Source organism: Agarivorans sp. QJM3NY_30 (assembly GCF_050870855.2).
Taxonomy (GTDB): Bacteria; Pseudomonadota; Gammaproteobacteria; order Enterobacterales; family Celerinatantimonadaceae; genus Agarivorans.
On sequence record NZ_CP194038.2, the window covers coordinates 2,879,850 to 2,894,701 of the forward strand.

The following is a 14,852-nucleotide window of genomic DNA, read 5'->3' on the forward strand; positions in this document are numbered from 1 at the left end:
GATATCTGGTATCACTGTCGCTCCGCTCCCCAAAGACCTAAGCCTAATACACGCGGCTTAGCCCCACTTCATTTCGCCCATGGCCACTTTTGCACCAATTTGTAGGGCTACGCCCATTCCAGCATTCGGGTAACGTTTCGTCATGGCTTTGATAAGCTGTTCGCTATTCGTAGCTTTGGCGAGTTCTTCTTCAAAAGCCAATAAATAGTCTCGAGTATAACGAATAGCACTGGCGTCAGTCGGTGCATCGGGACTCATGTGCCCAGCAATCACCATCTTAGGTTCACGCTCAAGCATGGCATTCAGATTGTTGATCCAGGCTTCACGCCCCGCTGCACCAGCGGTATCAGCGGTCCATACATGCACCCCTGAAAATACCATCACACCACCCAAAATAGCTCGACTTGAAGGCTCCCACAAGTAACGACGGTTGGCTAAACCCTCTGCGTTGACGATATCCAAGTGATGCGATTCGATACGAAGAGAAGATTCATCATAGGCTTCTGGTAGCACAATATCGTCCATGGTTTGTGGACCATTCGCTTGAAGTTGAGGCCCCCAAATAGCGAGTTTTTTCTTCACATTAGCTTTAATTGCCTCAATCGTTGCCGATGCAGCAATCACCCGTACATCAGGAAATGCCGCTTTTATCGGCGCGAGACTGAAATAATAATCGGGATCGCTTTGACTCACATAAATAGTGGTTAAGGTCTTACCCGAAGCATTAATAGCAGCCACTAAAGCCTGACCGTCAGGGTAAGTAAAACCACCGTCAATCAACAGCGCGTCATGTTCGCCGCTAAGCAATACTGGAGCGCGATAAAAGCCGTGTTCTCCAGCTGGAAAATGCTGCACCTTCAATGCAGACTCTGCCGCAAATGCAGCACCATTGATACTAGAAACTGCAACGATGCCAGCCGCGATAAACTTCATAAAATTATTTTTAATAGACATTATCTTTCCTTTTAAATTGTAACTAATCGCACATTAATAGTGCAGAAATAAATAAGCTTAGCTAGCGCTCTAAAGCGCTTTAAGCTGACGCAATAAAGCTTGTGAGTCGGCATAAAAATCTGCTGTAGATAATTGCACACGACGTCCCTTAGACTCAGCAATCAAACTTGGCACTCCACGGGCAGCGAACTCTTGCATTAAATTTTGAGCCTGCTCGAGGCGCTGTTGATTCGCTTTGTGCAACTCAGGGCTGTCTAATAATGCAACTGCATCGCTAAGTCCTAATGTATGTAAGGCCTGCTCCAAGGTCGCTCGGTCAGTGACATTGCGGCCTTCCACATAGCGAAGTTTCTGAATCGCTTTCAGCATCTCCAGCTCTTTTTCTGGCTGGGTTAAAGCAACCGCCGTCAGCACGATTGTTGGCAAGCTACTGTCAAAACGTTGCTGATGATCAGCTAATACACTGTGACGATATTGTTCACTAAAAGGCTGTCCAGTTAGGCTGGCAATACGCTGATCATTTGACCAGGCAAAAGCTGCAAATTCTTCGTTCATCGCTCTTGAGCCTGCGCCGGAAAAAAGTCCAGTGGGTAGCAGTTTGATATGAACTTGCTCGCTAGCGTTCGCGAGCGCTGAAAACGCAGGGGAGATGCCGTAGCACCAACCGCATAATGGATCGAATAAATAGTTAAGGGTGATGTTCATTGTTTATCTCCTCAGTTAAGTGTAGCTACTTTAAACCGAATACATTGACAGTTAAACGCATTACATATATACATATAGTATGCTAAAGATAAACAATAAGACTGAAACTAACTTAGGTGACCTCGGTAACATGCGTCGCTTAGTCTATTTTACCGCTGTGGTAGAGACGGGTTCCTTCACCGCAGCAGCCGAGCGTCTCGGCATCACCAAAGCCGTGGTGAGCCAGCAAGTCGCTAGACTGGAGCAAGAATTCCGAGTATCGCTATTAGTACGAACCACTCGCTCAGTTAAAGTCACAGATGTAGGACAAACCTTTTACCAACGCTGCGTATTAATTTTGCGTGAAGCGGAAGAGGCCTTCGACGAATTAACCGACACCGTACTTGAACCTTCAGGGACCTTGCGGATCGCCGCACCTTTCGATTACGGGATCGGCATTATCGTCCCCACCATTGCTGCATTCACCCGACACTATCCAAACTGCAGAGTAGATGCCGCCTTAAGCGATCAAACTGTCGACATCATGTCTGGACAGGTTGAACTGGCAATCCGCGTTGGTTGGCTTAGCGAAGATAACCTGCCCGTAAGACGAATTGGCGAATTTCAACAATTTTTAGTGGTATCCAAGTCGCTGCATGCTCAATTACCAGAACCGCTGAACCTAAAAGATCTAAGCCAATTACCTTTCATCGCCAACACCGCATTAAATAATCCTTTACGCTGGAATTTTTTATCCGATGATGGTGAGCAGCAGAGTATTGAGATGCAAGCTTCGATCTACTTAGATGCCACGCTCGCAGTACGAGAAGCAGTACTTGCCGATGCTGGCATCTCCGTATTACCTGATTATGCGATTGCCGACGATCTTGCCGCCGGCCGATTAATCAAACTTCTGCCACAATGGCAGCTACCGAGCGGCGATATTCATGTGGTCTTCCCTTCGGCCCGCTTTCGCCCAGCGAAAGTAAGAGCTTTTGTCGACCTCTTAATCGAAAAGATAAATGGATGAGCGCCAACAGGATAAGACTTAGCACCACAGAAGAGTGCAGCCAACAAGTTCTCAATTGCTAAACCGCCCCCTTAAAACGAAGACTTGGCGTCAAAGGCTCGAATTAATCGCTCAAGACTATCCAGCTCAAGAATCACTTGCCGAGTCCGGTCTTCTGACAACTCGGAGAGACTACCAGTACCTGAAATAGCCTCTTTCATTCGATGAATATGGTTCACCATTTCATGAGTCACCGTCGCTTGTTCCGAAAGCGCTTCGGAAGTGCGCGCCGAGCGTTCACCAATTGAATTGATATGAGAGACAATGTCGCTAAAGGCTGAATGGGTTTGCTGCGTTTGCTCAACGCTTTGATTTGAATAATGCTGCCCTGCTAAAATTTTCTTACCAGTATCTGTTGCTGTGGCTTTCAAACCCTCAATCTTGTTTCTAATATCATCCACAGAATGAGTGGTTTTCTCCGACAAGGTCCTCACTTCGTCGGCCACCACCGCAAAACCACGACCAGACTCCCCGGCTCTCGCCGCTTCGATTGCAGCATTGAGGGCCAGTAAATTGGTTTGCTCAGCAATAGCTTGGATTAAACCTAAGATCCCTTCAACACTATTCACATCTTGGTTTAACTGTTCTAGCGATGAGTGCGACACCAATAACTCTTGATGTAACTGTTGTGCCGAATCTAAGGTATTATTGACCACCGCTTGTCCATCCAATGCAATCTGCTGAACTTTTTGAGCATACACTGAATTCTCTTGGGCGTCGTTAGCCACTTCCTCAATTGCCGACAGCATTTCTTCGGCTGAAGCCGCCATTGCCTCCGTGGCGACCGTTTGCTCGTTGAGATTCTCTGTGAGACGTTTTCGACTGGCTAATTCGTCACGATTGGCTTCACGAATTTGGCTTGTAGTATCGATTGACCTTGCGGTCACAGCTCTAAGCTCAGCCCCTTTCATTTTTACCGCTAATTCAATCGCTGACCAGTCATCAAAATGGCCGGTATAAGGGTATTCCATCAAAGCATTGCTATATTGGCGCTGCGCTAAATCTACAACGGATCGATGGCGACGATGATTCCACCACATGACTGGCAATTGCAGACCCGCAACAATAACTGGCAGCCACCACCAAAGATAGCCTGCCGCTCCCAGCAACACCGCCACAAATGTAACGCACGCTAAAGCGGAAGAGACTCCCAGCCAACGACGGCGAAAACGCTTATCCTCTCCCTTATTCAAGGCTTGATAGACAGTTTCAGCACGATGGATCTGCGCATCATCCGGTTCGGTTCGAACCGATTGATACTCGTATACTTTGCCGCTTTTATCAACGATGGGGGTAACAAATGCCGACACCCAATAATGACCGCTGCCTTTACAGCGGTTTTTAACCAAGCCCATCCAACTCTGACCCGATTGAATATACTGCCACAACTGAGTAAATGCGGCTTTAGGCATGTCTTGATGACGGATCACATTATGCGGTTTCCCTTTCAGTTCCGCGGCTTGGTATCCAGACACTCGGCAAAAATCCTGATTACAATAAGTGATGTGGCTATCTGAAGTGGTAGTAGAAATTAAACTGTCTTGTTTGCTATAACGGACCCGCTCATCGCTCATAGAATTACCCCAAATATGAATAGATTAGTCACATATCGAGTGTAGCCCATTGCACCTAATAATTGTCTTTTTAGTTAATATAAACATGCTGCGTGAACTGCTAGTACCTATCGCGCTTATGATACTGTCGTTTAGCCAGACTGTTGAGCAAGCAATAAAAACAGGCTTGCTCTGCCGCAACAAATCCAGCAAGTAAATACTCAATAGTCTAGTCCTCCCCCCCAAAAAATAATCCACCAAACTATTCGTTGGCGCACATCTCAGGGCTTTAATTTTTTGCGCAGTTAGGCCGGCTCGTTCAGCTTTTATCGGACAGTCATCCCATAAACTGGCTAAGCGGTCAAAATAAGCACGCCAAAAAAACTCACCTTAAACCAATAACAAAACACTTCGCTAGCAACAAACTCGGATGCAAATCAGATCCAGACATCAAACTCAGATAACAGCTTAATCCAACGGCCACGCCTCTGCTGTAGGCGGTTAGCATGAACAATGTCATCCCAAATGTTGCATATGCTAAAAATAACGAGTATAAATAGCATATGCCAAATACAGGCTAGTTTTTTAATACCAAACTGCACTCGATGAGGGCGTAAATGATGAACATTGATATGCCCTGCAAACAGCGTTGTGCTGATGTACTTTCATACCTAGGAGTAACACCCAATGATAATTGCCATCCCCATTAATGATGATCGACTCGCACCACACTTCACCAAAGCCGACAGTATCTTGTTTGTCAACGAACAGGGGGAACAACTGTCCCGGCACGCTAATCCGGGATTGAACACCAACTGCTCGGGGAAAAAAGACTTACTTATTCTACTTCAGCAGCAACAGGCCAACTTAGTGATCGTTCGCAACATTGGCGAACAAATGCTCGGTAAGTTACTCGCTCTATCATTAAACGTATTACAATCACCAACCAGTAATAAAACCATTGAGCAGTTAGCTAGCAACGCCAGCCAGTTAATTCCGCTTCAAAATGCCTCTCAAGGACGTCCATCGATCAATCATCTGAAAAAACAAGCTGAAGGTGGTTGTGGCTGCACCCATGATGAACCTGCAAATTCAAAGCAAGGGCGCTGCTGTGAAGAACGCCATCATCAAGGACATCACCATGAGCAAAAATCAGGTCGATGTAACGACAACCCAGGCCATGCTCACCCGCAACACCAAAAAGGCCGCGGCCGATGCTGTCACTCTTAGCTTATTGCCTCAGCGCCTTTGTTATCATATTGCTATTTGTTGGGATCATGCTCGGTTTTAAACGAAAAAAACGGGCTAGACTCACCAAACCAATGCTTCACGATCAACGTTTATGTGGCTGTAAAACTGCCTGTGCTGAACACCTTTATCAAATCGAAGAACCACCCACAGCACCATAATTATCGAGCTCCGCAGGCGCGGAGCCCATATCTCACGAGACCCCCCCATATGCAAACTTATCCAAAAGCCATGCAAAGCCATTCGCACTGTATGGTCTGTAGCGACCCCAAGTTCAACCCACACTCTCTTAATTTACGCTTTCAACTAGATGCTGAAGGTTGGACCAACAGCCAATTTTCGGTGACCGCTCAACATCAGAGCTATCATGGGTTATTACACGGCGGCATGACCAGTACACTACTTGATGCAGCCATGACCCACTGCTTGTTGATGCGCGGCATTAAAGCGCTAACCGCCGAATTAAGCGTACGTTTTATTGCCCCAATTCGGGTGGGAACAACAGTAACAGTGCAAGCTAAACTACTGAGCCAAAAAAGAGGATTTTATCGACTGGAAGCTTTTATTTGCCAAGGATCACAGCAACTAGCGCGGGCCTCGGCGAAATTTATTCAAGCTAGCGATGCACTACTCACTAATGACTGAGCGAAACCTCGGTATCACAGCAAAACAAAATGGCCGATGATTGACAATAAACCCAGCAACGGATTGTCAGAAAACATCGAATATTCTGACTATATTACCCGAGGCTTATGTACCAATAAGGCTTCCACAATATATCGCTGCTGGGCTCCACCACTTAATTGGTTAAAGGGATAACAAGTAATCAAGGTGAGGCGGTTATCGTCACTTGGTGCCATAAACTGAGTCGCGGATTGATCGACGATCTGAGTATTCATCACTTGATAAAGCAAGGTTTCGCCATGACTCGCTTCAATCTGCAACAAATCCCCCTTATTCACCGCAGCTAAATTTGCAAAATGAGTATCTCGATGCCCAGCGATCACGGTATTGCCCACCTCCCCAATCTTCGCACCACTCAGAACTAAGCCAGGGGCAAAAGCGAGCGTGCGCCCAGATGCCCCCGCCAACACATAAACGGAATCCACTTGATGCTTAAAATTTATGCTCTCTTGTTTGGTCACGAAGCTAAGCTTACCCACCGGATAAGTATCGGCCCACTGCCAAGGTTTGTGCGGTTGCTGATCAACTAAAGTATGCTGCCATGCCTGCGCAATCAACAGCTGTGCAAGATAAGCTTTGGCCTGAATATACAAACCGTGGCTCAACACCAGAACACCGAATAGAAATAAACTACATGGTAACGGATGTTTGGCTAAGAAACTTAAGATCATAACTTGCTCCCCATACTGTCAACTCCCTCTAACAAAACCAGCCAAAGAGAGCTGACTCATTAAGCTAAATCAAGGCGGAAGTTCGCACTGCGGCTGCACGACGATGATTAAAGTATCCCCATCCCCAGGCACCAAGCAGCAAGCTTAGCCCAAATAAAATATCTAGCCGACTGCCCGTCGCGGTTTGAGGCAATACGCCATTCGATTGCCATCCCTTCGGCATCCCACCATCTATCGGTTTGTCGACCGCACGAAGCGTTGCAGGTTTCACCGGACTAATATCTACCGCCACCAAGCTAGTTTGCGAACTAACGAGATGATATTTCATCGCCAGTGCTAATACTTGCTGATCAACGCGTTGCTCGTTAGCACCGTTTTTACTCAGCTCTAAGGCCGATATTTGCTGCCTCGCCCAAAGCAAATCTAAACCTGCAACCTGTTTATTGCTCTTTAAATTCACATTTTGTTGCCATTGTTGTGTGCCAAATTTACCGCTGACCCAAACTTGTGAATGTCGACCATGCGCCTGTTTAATACTTAACATTAAAGGTTGCCCCGAATACAAATCAGGAATATTCGTGGGCCAATAATCGGGGACGGTGCCATCATCATATCTCAGCTGAATGTCACTCAATACCGGATGAGCTATCTGTTCAAACAAGGCTATTACTTTTTGTTCCACTTCGCTCTGCTTACCAATGTAGGTAAATGTGCCTTTACCTAATTCGGCAGCCCGCTGCATAAAATGTGAATTAGGCGCGGAGCCTATCCCAATGGTAAATAGGCGATTCGCACCAAGCTGCAGCCGAATTAATTCAAATAGCTGCACTTCGTTACTCACTGCACCATCGGTAATAAATATAACTTGGCGTAAAGAGCCATTTTTTTGGCCTTCGTTGTGGCTCAGAGCAGCCTGAAGTGCACTAAACATTTCGGTACCGCCGTCTGCGCTTAAACTTGCAATAAAGCCTTTAGCGGCTTGTAAATTACCTTTATTTGCCACCAAGGAGTGCGCCGAAAATTGCCGATAATCCGAGTTAAATTCGATGATATTAAAGGAATCATCAGGCTCTAAACCATCCAATGCATATTGTAGCGCTTGGCGAGCCTGAGTCATCGACTGCCCCGACATCGATCCTGAAGTATCAATCACTAAGATCAGTTCTCTTGGCAAGTCTAACTGATCCACTTTAGCCCCTTGAGGCGGCATTAACATCAACAAAACATAGTCATCTCGATTACTGGTTTGAGCCTTTTGGTGACTTTGCCCCTGCTGCACATAAATGGCCGCTTCTGGCCGCAGACCGACTTGAGGGCGAAACTTCAGCACAAAATCTTGATTCGCATCACTAGAAAGCAAGTCAATATCAACACTGCCATCCTTGCGCGGATGACTGGCAATTGGATGATACAAACTAGTGAGTTGCGCTAAGTCAAAACCACTGTCGAGATGGACCTTCAATTTAACTGGTAGAGGCTTTGCTCCTATCGAAGTATATTGAGCAATACTGTGCTCTACTAAACGATAGGCGCTATTGTGATACGAATTTATCGCGTTCAATCCACTGAAATGCTCAGCAGACCAAGCGCCTGAGTGCTCCGCCCTTGGTTCCACATCTGGAGGCTGGATAAGCGCCATCGATTTACGAAAAATAAGCGGCGTATAACGCGGATTAACCAGCATCGGAAACCGCAGACTAAATTCACCATTTAGATAATCCAAACGCTGTTGATAAGTGATTCTCACCTGCAATCGCTGGTGAGGACCGAGGTTGGCGATGGCGGTATTAAATACATTCGGCCTTAACTGGCTAACCAAACTTGCCCGTTTACCTTGCCGCTTAGCCACTTCAAAAGTGCGTAGTGCTTGCTGTTTGGCCTGAACCTGCCCCTCAATCACCCGATCCCCTACCACTAACTGAAGCTGATCAACCGCCGCCTCATTAGGTAGCGGAAAAAGGTACTGACCGTTAATCCACTGCTCACTCTCATTCATAAAAGTTTGAGTCAGAGTCACTCGATTGGTCAGACCCGAGACCGTCATCGAGACGTCACTATGCAGTGGTAAACTGCGTTGAGCTTGACCATTTTGATCGATATAGCGTAGTTGTCCTAAACCTAAAGGATCTTGCGGCGTCGTCAGGCTTTGATTAGCGACTACCGCACAGGGTGACAATAACGCAGCCCCGAATGCGAGAACCACAGCACCAAAGTTAAAGGGGGAACCCCAGCCTCGGCGACAGCGGATTAATTGCTGGTCCATTTGCTATCTCCTAAACGCAATTACTGGGCGGCTAACATGCCACGCTGAGCACTAAGTTTGAGAGTGACACGGCGGTCAAAAAAGTTGTTTTCTACACTGGGCTCGGCCAGCAATGGAGAACGATCACCAAAGGCTTGCGAATTCAGTCGTTGCTCAGCAATCCCTTGATGAATTAAATAGGCGCGAACCTCAGCTAAACGTTGTTCCGACAGCGCTTGGTTATAACGAGAATCGCCTTGACGATCGGCATAGCCAGTTAAGTTCAACTTCAGCTCTGGCGCGAGAGACATGGTATAAACCACATCATCTAATTGCTGTTTAAAATGCGGTTCGATCACCGATGAACCGGTTTTAAATTGCACATTCAGACCTAATTCAAGTTCTGACATCTTTTCTTGATGGGCGTTTTTAAGTTGCTCCAACTGAGCATTAACTCTGGCATGCTGCGCCGCTAATGTCTGGTATTGCTCAGTCTGTTCACTCAACTGAGCCAACTGCTGCTGTTGCTCACTTAACTGCTGCTGTTGACTGGCAAGTGCCTCTTCGTCAGCCACCGATTTACCAATAAACACCCCTGTAAAACCGCCAATAAAGGCGCCAATCGGGCCACCAATAATCGCACCAACAGCAGCGCCAGAACCTAAACCGATCATTTCCGTTTTCGCATCACGTTCACTCAGTTGCGGACTAGGCTCAGCCGCATAACTCAATGAAGAAAGGCTTAAGCTGGTCACTAAGGCGAGACTAATAACTGACTTGTTCATAATTAATATCCTTGTTCAATGGTTTCATTCACGAGGTTTGAAAAGCTCAAACCGTTTCGATGGATCCATTAAACAATAAACAAATGGCATTCACGGGCCGCAAAAATGGCAGTACGCTTATCAATTGTGGCAATAAAATGGCAATTCACTTAAGCCCCGCAAACTTGCTTAAAAATGAGGTATAGTTCACCTGAGTCAATCACTTAGAAGATCCATGCCCCTATGAAACGCATTGCCATCGTAGAAGATGAAGCGGCTATCCGCGAAAACTACAAAGACGTCCTACAGCAACAAGGCTATAGCGTCCAAGCCTATGCAAATCGCCCTAGCGCTCTGGCAGCCTTTAACACCCGCTTACCCGATTTAGCGATTATTGATATTGGCCTAGAGGATGAGATTGACGGCGGTTTTTCGTTGTGTCAGTCGCTGCGTGCGATGTCTAGCAGCTTACCGATTATTTTTCTAACGGCCCGTGACAGCGACTTCGACACCGTTTGTGGCTTGCGCTTAGGGGCCGACGATTACCTCACTAAAGACATTAGTTTTCCGCACTTAGTAGCACGCATCGCCGCCCTCTTTCGCCGCTCAGAATTACTGGCGGCCCCCCCTGTAGAAGATAACTTACTACAACGAGGCCCCTTAGCCATCGACGGCAACCGGATGCAAGTTTTATGGAATCAACACACGATTGAACTAACCGTCACCGAGTTTTGGATGGTACATGCCCTCGCCAAACGCCCTGGGCATGTGCGTAGTCGTCAGGACTTGATGAGCGAGGCGAAAATTTTTGTCGATGACAGTACCATTACTTCCCATGTTAAACGGATCCGCAAGAAGTTTTTAGCCAGCGACCCCAATTTCGAATGCATCGATACGGTCTATGGCATGGGTTACCGCTGGGATAGCCTCGCCTAATGCTGCCGGTATTACCTTTAGGCTTGCGAGCCAAGGTCACTTTTTTATCATTATTTTTGCTCTGCCTGCCTTGGTTGGGTTATCAATACGTCTGGGAAATGGAGAAATACTTACGTTTAGGCCAAGAAAAAACCCTCGAAGGGACGACCCAAGCCTTAGCGACCGCCTTACACGAACGCCCCAAATTATTTGACAGCCAAGCCAGCTTTTTAAGCCAAGTAGAGAAAGGACGCGATCTCTATGCTTATCCATTGGCGGGCCCGATCCTATTAGATGGTAAATTAAGTGATTGGCAAGACTACCAGCATCGAATGCTCACTTACGGCAAAGAACATGTGATTTACCAAGCCGATCCCGATGCACCGATCAACAGTCAATTTACTCACATGGTAGGCAAGTTTGGCCGCTATCTTTATGCCAGTTTTGAAGTCACAGATCCCGATGTGGTGTATCGCGGCAAAAATACCCTGCGCATCGATAATAACGATCATCTGGCGATCGCAACTTTGGCTCCTGACGGTAATTTTCGCCGCTATATTGTGGCCACCACCGAAGACGGTTGGATCAATGCCTTCGAGCTACCGCTCGATCCCAAGCTAAACACCCCCGTCAAACCTGAGATAAAGATCCAAGGACAGTGGCTAAGCACCAAGCAAGGCTATAACATAGAATTACGGATCCCGCTGAAGATGGTGGGCAGTAAACTTGGCTTTGCGATTTATAACGTGAATCGCCAAGCCAAACGAAAACTGATCTCTATTATTGGCACCTCAGCAATTGATAGTGTCGACCAACTCGGTACTGTGTTAGTCCCTTCGCCTGAAATTGAAAGCATTATTAAAGGCATGAGCCATAATAGCTCGCGTATTTGGGTGGTTGACAAACACGGTCGTGTATTGGCTAAATCTGGTGATATTCGCAATACCCAAAGTATTTGGGCGCGTAGTCTCAATCATAAATCCAAAACAAATTGGTGGAACCAGCTGATGCAACAATATCTGTATCCGCTGTACTACAAAATACTCACCAAACCGCCGCAAGACTTTGTTGACTCCTTGCAGGACTCAACCGAACTTAGGGGCAGCCATATTCAGCAAGCCTTGAATGGTAAACCCGGTTCAACTTGGCGGCTCACGCCCGATGGCCGTGCGGTTGTGTTGGCTGCCGCGAGTCCGATTTGGATCGACGACAAGGTTATGGGGGTGGTCATTGCCGAGGAAACCACCAACGGTATTCGAACGCTGCGTAATCATGCCCTCGAACGACTATTCAATATTATTCTGATTGTGATGTCGGTGGGTACATTGTCGCTATTTATTTTCGCTTCGAGTATTTCAAATCGGATCCGGAAGTTACGCGACCAAGCCGAACAGGCCATCGATAGTCAAGGTAGAGTGAGCGCACCACTGCGAGGCTCCAAAGATAAGGATGAAATCGGCGATTTATCCCGTAGTTTTGCCAATGTGGTTAGCCGTTTAAGCCAATATACTCATTATTTGGAAAATATGTCTTCTCGGCTGTCTCACGAACTGCGCACACCGGTCGCCGTCGTGCGCTCTTCATTAGAACATCTCGGTTTACAACGCCTCGACCGGGACGCTCAAAAATATGTCGACCGGGCTCAAGAAGGTGTCAATCGCTTAAATATGATCTTAAATAATATGAGCGAAGCGACTCGACTTGAACAGAGCCTATCGCAAGCAGAACGCTGTTCTTTTCCACTCACGAAGGTGATATCGGGCTGCATGCAGGGCTACCAATACACTTATCCTGAACAAGTCTTCGACTGTGATATTTGCACTGATGACTTAAACATCATTGGAGTTCCTGAATATATAGCCCAATTAATGGACAAATTGGTCGCCAACGCAATGGAGTTTAGCCTGCCCAATAAAGCCATTCAGGTGAGCTTTCAACGAGACAATAAAGACGCAGTATTACTTATTAGTAATCATGGCCCGACTCTGCCAGACAACATGGTAGAACAAATTTTTGAATCAATGGTGTCAATTCGCAGCCAACAAGCGCAACAAAAACCCCACTTAGGCTTGGGTTTATATATCGCACGTCTAGTCTGTGAATTTCACAAAGGTAAGATCTCAGCTCGTAATTTCAGTGACAACAGCGGTGTTGAATTTTGCGTCAGGTTGCCACTGATCTAATTAAATATTGAGTGGGCAGTTCACAAACTGATATTTAAGGGAAAAGCATAAGTCAGCTTCGCTCACTATACTTGGACTATCCAACTGTAGTGAGCGTATCATCATGCGGCTTTCCCAATATTTATTTCTATTGCTTGTTTCTCTTTCTCCGGCGCTTACCTCAGCAGCAACGCCTACTCTCTCCTATATCACTGAAGAAGCCTTTCCGTTTAATTATACCGATGAGCGTGGTCAACTTCAGGGTATTTCGGTAGAACTATTAAGGCTGACATGGCAAGTCATGGGCGAGCCCGAACAAGAAATTAGAGTGATGCCTTGGGCGAGAGCCTATTATCTGATGACCCAAAAACCAGATATTGTACTATTTTCTACCGCCCGAACCAGCAAACGTGAACCTTATTTTAAATGGGCTTGTCCAATCGATAGGATTAAAGTGGTCATCTTCGGGCCCAAAAATACGGCAATAAAAATAAGCCATTTAAATCAATTCAAAAGCAGCATGATTGCTGCAATGCGCACTGATGTAGGAGAGCAACTGTTGCTCAATCACAGCTTTGACGACCACAATATCAAGCTAACCAATAACTACCGACAATTAATACGGCTGTTATTATCGAAACGGGTCGAGTACATTTCGGGCGTAGAAACCATTATTCGCCAAGCCGCAATTGAAAATCAACTGCCACTAGACGCTTATGAGGTGAAATGGCTACTCCAAGACGTGCCTCTTTGTTATGCCTTTAATCGTACGATTAGCGATCACTTTATAGAGCGCTTTCAAACCGCCTTACTCAAAATTTTGGACAGCCCTCGTTACTCGGAGATCCTAAAGAAATATCAATCTTTGCGAGCACCAAGCAAGCATTTACCTAAGTAGTGACTCGTCCTATCAAACGTTTAGCTGTCATACATCCCAACATAATGACTGCTCCAGCAACCACCCCAACTAGAGCGTTAAGCAATACTGGCACACTATATTTCAGTAATAGTAGGAAACCTTTTGCCGAAGCAAAGTAATGACTTATCTGATGCGCTAAGTCCGCGAACAACGGGATACCATGCACTAATATACCGCCACCAACCAAAAACATGGCAGCGGTGCCAACAATGACTAACAGCTTCATTAAGCGCGGTGCAAACCCTAATAGGGCACGGGCAAAAGCTCGCAGTATAAAACCACGATGATGAACTTCTGCATATTTCAACAAATATAGACCCGCATCATCAAGCTTCACGATACCTGCAACCAAGCCATACACGCCCGCAGTCATCATCACCGCAATCCCCGAAACGACGATTGTTTGAGTAAGCAGTTCCGCACCGTTCACCGTGCCCAAAGCGATCACGATAATTTCCGCCGATAAAATAAAATCAGTACGGATCGCACCTCGTATTTTTTCTTTTTCAAAAGCGACGAGGTCAATGGCCGGATCCGAGTTTGCCCGTATACGCTGCTGCCGATGCGCATCTTGCTCTGGTCCCGTTTGCTCAAACAAGGCATGAGATACTTTTTCAAAACCTTCAAAACAAAGGAATAAACCGCCTAACATTAACAGCCAAGTGATTGCCACAGGTAAAAATACACTCAACAACAAGGCCAAAGGAACCAAAATTAACTTGTTGAGCAAAGAGCCCTTAGCGACCGCCCATACTACAGGTAACTCACGATCAGCGTTAACCCCGGAAACCTGTTGAGCATTTAGGGCTAAATCATCACCTAACACACCCGCCGTTTTCTTTGCCGCCACTTTGGTCATCAGCGCCACATCATCTAATACCGCGGCGATATCATCGAGTAAGGCAATTAAACTTAAACCAGCCATGCAGACCCTTATTGTGATGGGAAACACCCATTTCCATTATTACTTTAAGAGCTAGAGTGCCA

At 46.4% G+C, this 14,852-nt stretch carries 14 protein-coding genes; 7 read left to right on the plus strand and 7 right to left on the minus strand.

The window, feature by feature from the left end; genetic code table 11:
* Nucleotides 1-57 precede the first annotated feature (57 nt).
* On the minus strand, nt 58-954 hold the full coding sequence (locus tag ACRRSX_RS13115; RefSeq protein ID WP_432452741.1) for an MBL fold metallo-hydrolase: 897 nt from the start codon (nt 952-954) through the stop codon (nt 58-60).
* 69 nt (nt 955-1,023) lie between these two features.
* Entirely contained in the window at nt 1,024-1,659 is a 636-nt protein-coding gene (locus tag ACRRSX_RS13120) for a DsbA family protein (protein WP_432452740.1), read from the minus strand.
* A 130-nt stretch (nt 1,660-1,789) separates the two neighbouring features.
* On the opposite strand from ACRRSX_RS13120, the gene ACRRSX_RS13125 reads away from it, so the two are divergent.
* Nucleotides 1,790-2,668, plus strand: coding sequence for a LysR family transcriptional regulator (locus ACRRSX_RS13125; RefSeq protein WP_432452739.1), 879 nt, complete (start codon nt 1,790-1,792; stop codon nt 2,666-2,668).
* A gap of 71 nt (nt 2,669-2,739) precedes the next feature.
* Here the strand turns inward: ACRRSX_RS13125 and ACRRSX_RS13130 are convergent, their stop codons facing one another.
* Entirely contained in the window at nt 2,740-4,281 is a 1,542-nt protein-coding gene (locus ACRRSX_RS13130) for a methyl-accepting chemotaxis protein (RefSeq protein ID WP_432452738.1), read from the minus strand.
* A 666-nt stretch (nt 4,282-4,947) separates the two neighbouring features.
* Here ACRRSX_RS13130 and ACRRSX_RS13135 point away from each other — a divergent pair.
* From ACRRSX_RS13135 to ACRRSX_RS13145, 3 genes are read left to right on the plus strand one after another with little or no spacing between them, the layout of a single operon-like run.
* Nucleotides 4,948-5,490: a NifB/NifX family molybdenum-iron cluster-binding protein gene (locus tag ACRRSX_RS13135; RefSeq protein ID WP_432452737.1), complete on the plus strand. Its 543-nt coding sequence runs from the start codon at nt 4,948-4,950 to the stop codon at nt 5,488-5,490.
* A complete protein-coding gene (locus ACRRSX_RS13140; RefSeq protein ID WP_432452736.1) occupies nt 5,475-5,669 on the plus strand; it encodes a hypothetical protein in 195 nt (64 codons plus the stop codon). Before ACRRSX_RS13135 ends, ACRRSX_RS13140 begins: the two co-directional genes overlap by 16 nt.
* A gap of 49 nt (nt 5,670-5,718) precedes the next feature.
* Entirely contained in the window at nt 5,719-6,153 is a 435-nt protein-coding gene (locus tag ACRRSX_RS13145) for a PaaI family thioesterase (RefSeq protein ID WP_432452735.1), read from the plus strand.
* Nucleotides 6,154-6,242: 89 nt separating this feature from the next.
* Here ACRRSX_RS13145 and ACRRSX_RS13150 read toward each other — a convergent pair whose 3' ends face one another.
* The 3 genes from ACRRSX_RS13150 to pdsO all read right to left on the minus strand — a co-directional run bounded on the left by ACRRSX_RS13150 (nt 6,243) and on the right by pdsO (nt 9,890).
* Entirely contained in the window at nt 6,243-6,863 is a 621-nt protein-coding gene (locus tag ACRRSX_RS13150) for a class GN sortase (RefSeq protein ID WP_432452734.1), read from the minus strand.
* 64 nt (nt 6,864-6,927) lie between these two features.
* The gene (locus ACRRSX_RS13155) at nt 6,928-9,126 is read right to left on the minus strand and encodes a marine proteobacterial sortase target protein (RefSeq protein ID WP_432452733.1); all 2,199 of its coding nucleotides are present in this window, start codon (nt 9,124-9,126) and stop codon (nt 6,928-6,930) included.
* 20 nt (nt 9,127-9,146) lie between these two features.
* Complete coding sequence (pdsO, locus tag ACRRSX_RS13160; RefSeq protein WP_432452732.1) at nt 9,147-9,890, minus strand: sortase-associated OmpA-like protein PdsO; 744 nt, start codon at nt 9,888-9,890, stop codon at nt 9,147-9,149.
* A 222-nt stretch (nt 9,891-10,112) separates the two neighbouring features.
* On the opposite strand from pdsO, the gene pdsR reads away from it, so the two are divergent.
* The 3 genes from pdsR to ACRRSX_RS13175 all read left to right on the plus strand — a co-directional run bounded on the left by pdsR (nt 10,113) and on the right by ACRRSX_RS13175 (nt 13,844).
* Nucleotides 10,113-10,805, plus strand: a complete 693-nt coding sequence (pdsR, locus tag ACRRSX_RS13165; protein WP_432452731.1) for a proteobacterial dedicated sortase system response regulator — start codon at nt 10,113-10,115, stop codon at nt 10,803-10,805.
* Nucleotides 10,805-12,967 (plus strand): proteobacterial dedicated sortase system histidine kinase, encoded by a 2,163-nt coding sequence (pdsS, locus tag ACRRSX_RS13170; RefSeq protein ID WP_432452730.1) that lies wholly within the window; start codon nt 10,805-10,807, stop codon nt 12,965-12,967. The genes pdsR and pdsS overlap by 1 nt, the downstream gene beginning before the upstream one ends.
* 103 nt (nt 12,968-13,070) lie before the next feature.
* Nucleotides 13,071-13,844 carry a substrate-binding periplasmic protein gene (locus ACRRSX_RS13175; protein WP_432452729.1) on the plus strand — a complete coding sequence of 258 codons (774 nt, stop codon included), beginning with the start codon at nt 13,071-13,073 and terminating at the stop codon, nt 13,842-13,844.
* Here the strand turns inward: ACRRSX_RS13175 and ACRRSX_RS13180 are convergent.
* Entirely contained in the window at nt 13,837-14,790 is a 954-nt protein-coding gene (locus tag ACRRSX_RS13180) for a DUF808 domain-containing protein (protein WP_432452728.1), read from the minus strand. The two genes, ACRRSX_RS13175 and ACRRSX_RS13180, sit on opposite strands and share 8 nt — an antisense overlap.
* Between the last annotated feature and the right edge of the window lie 62 nt (nt 14,791-14,852).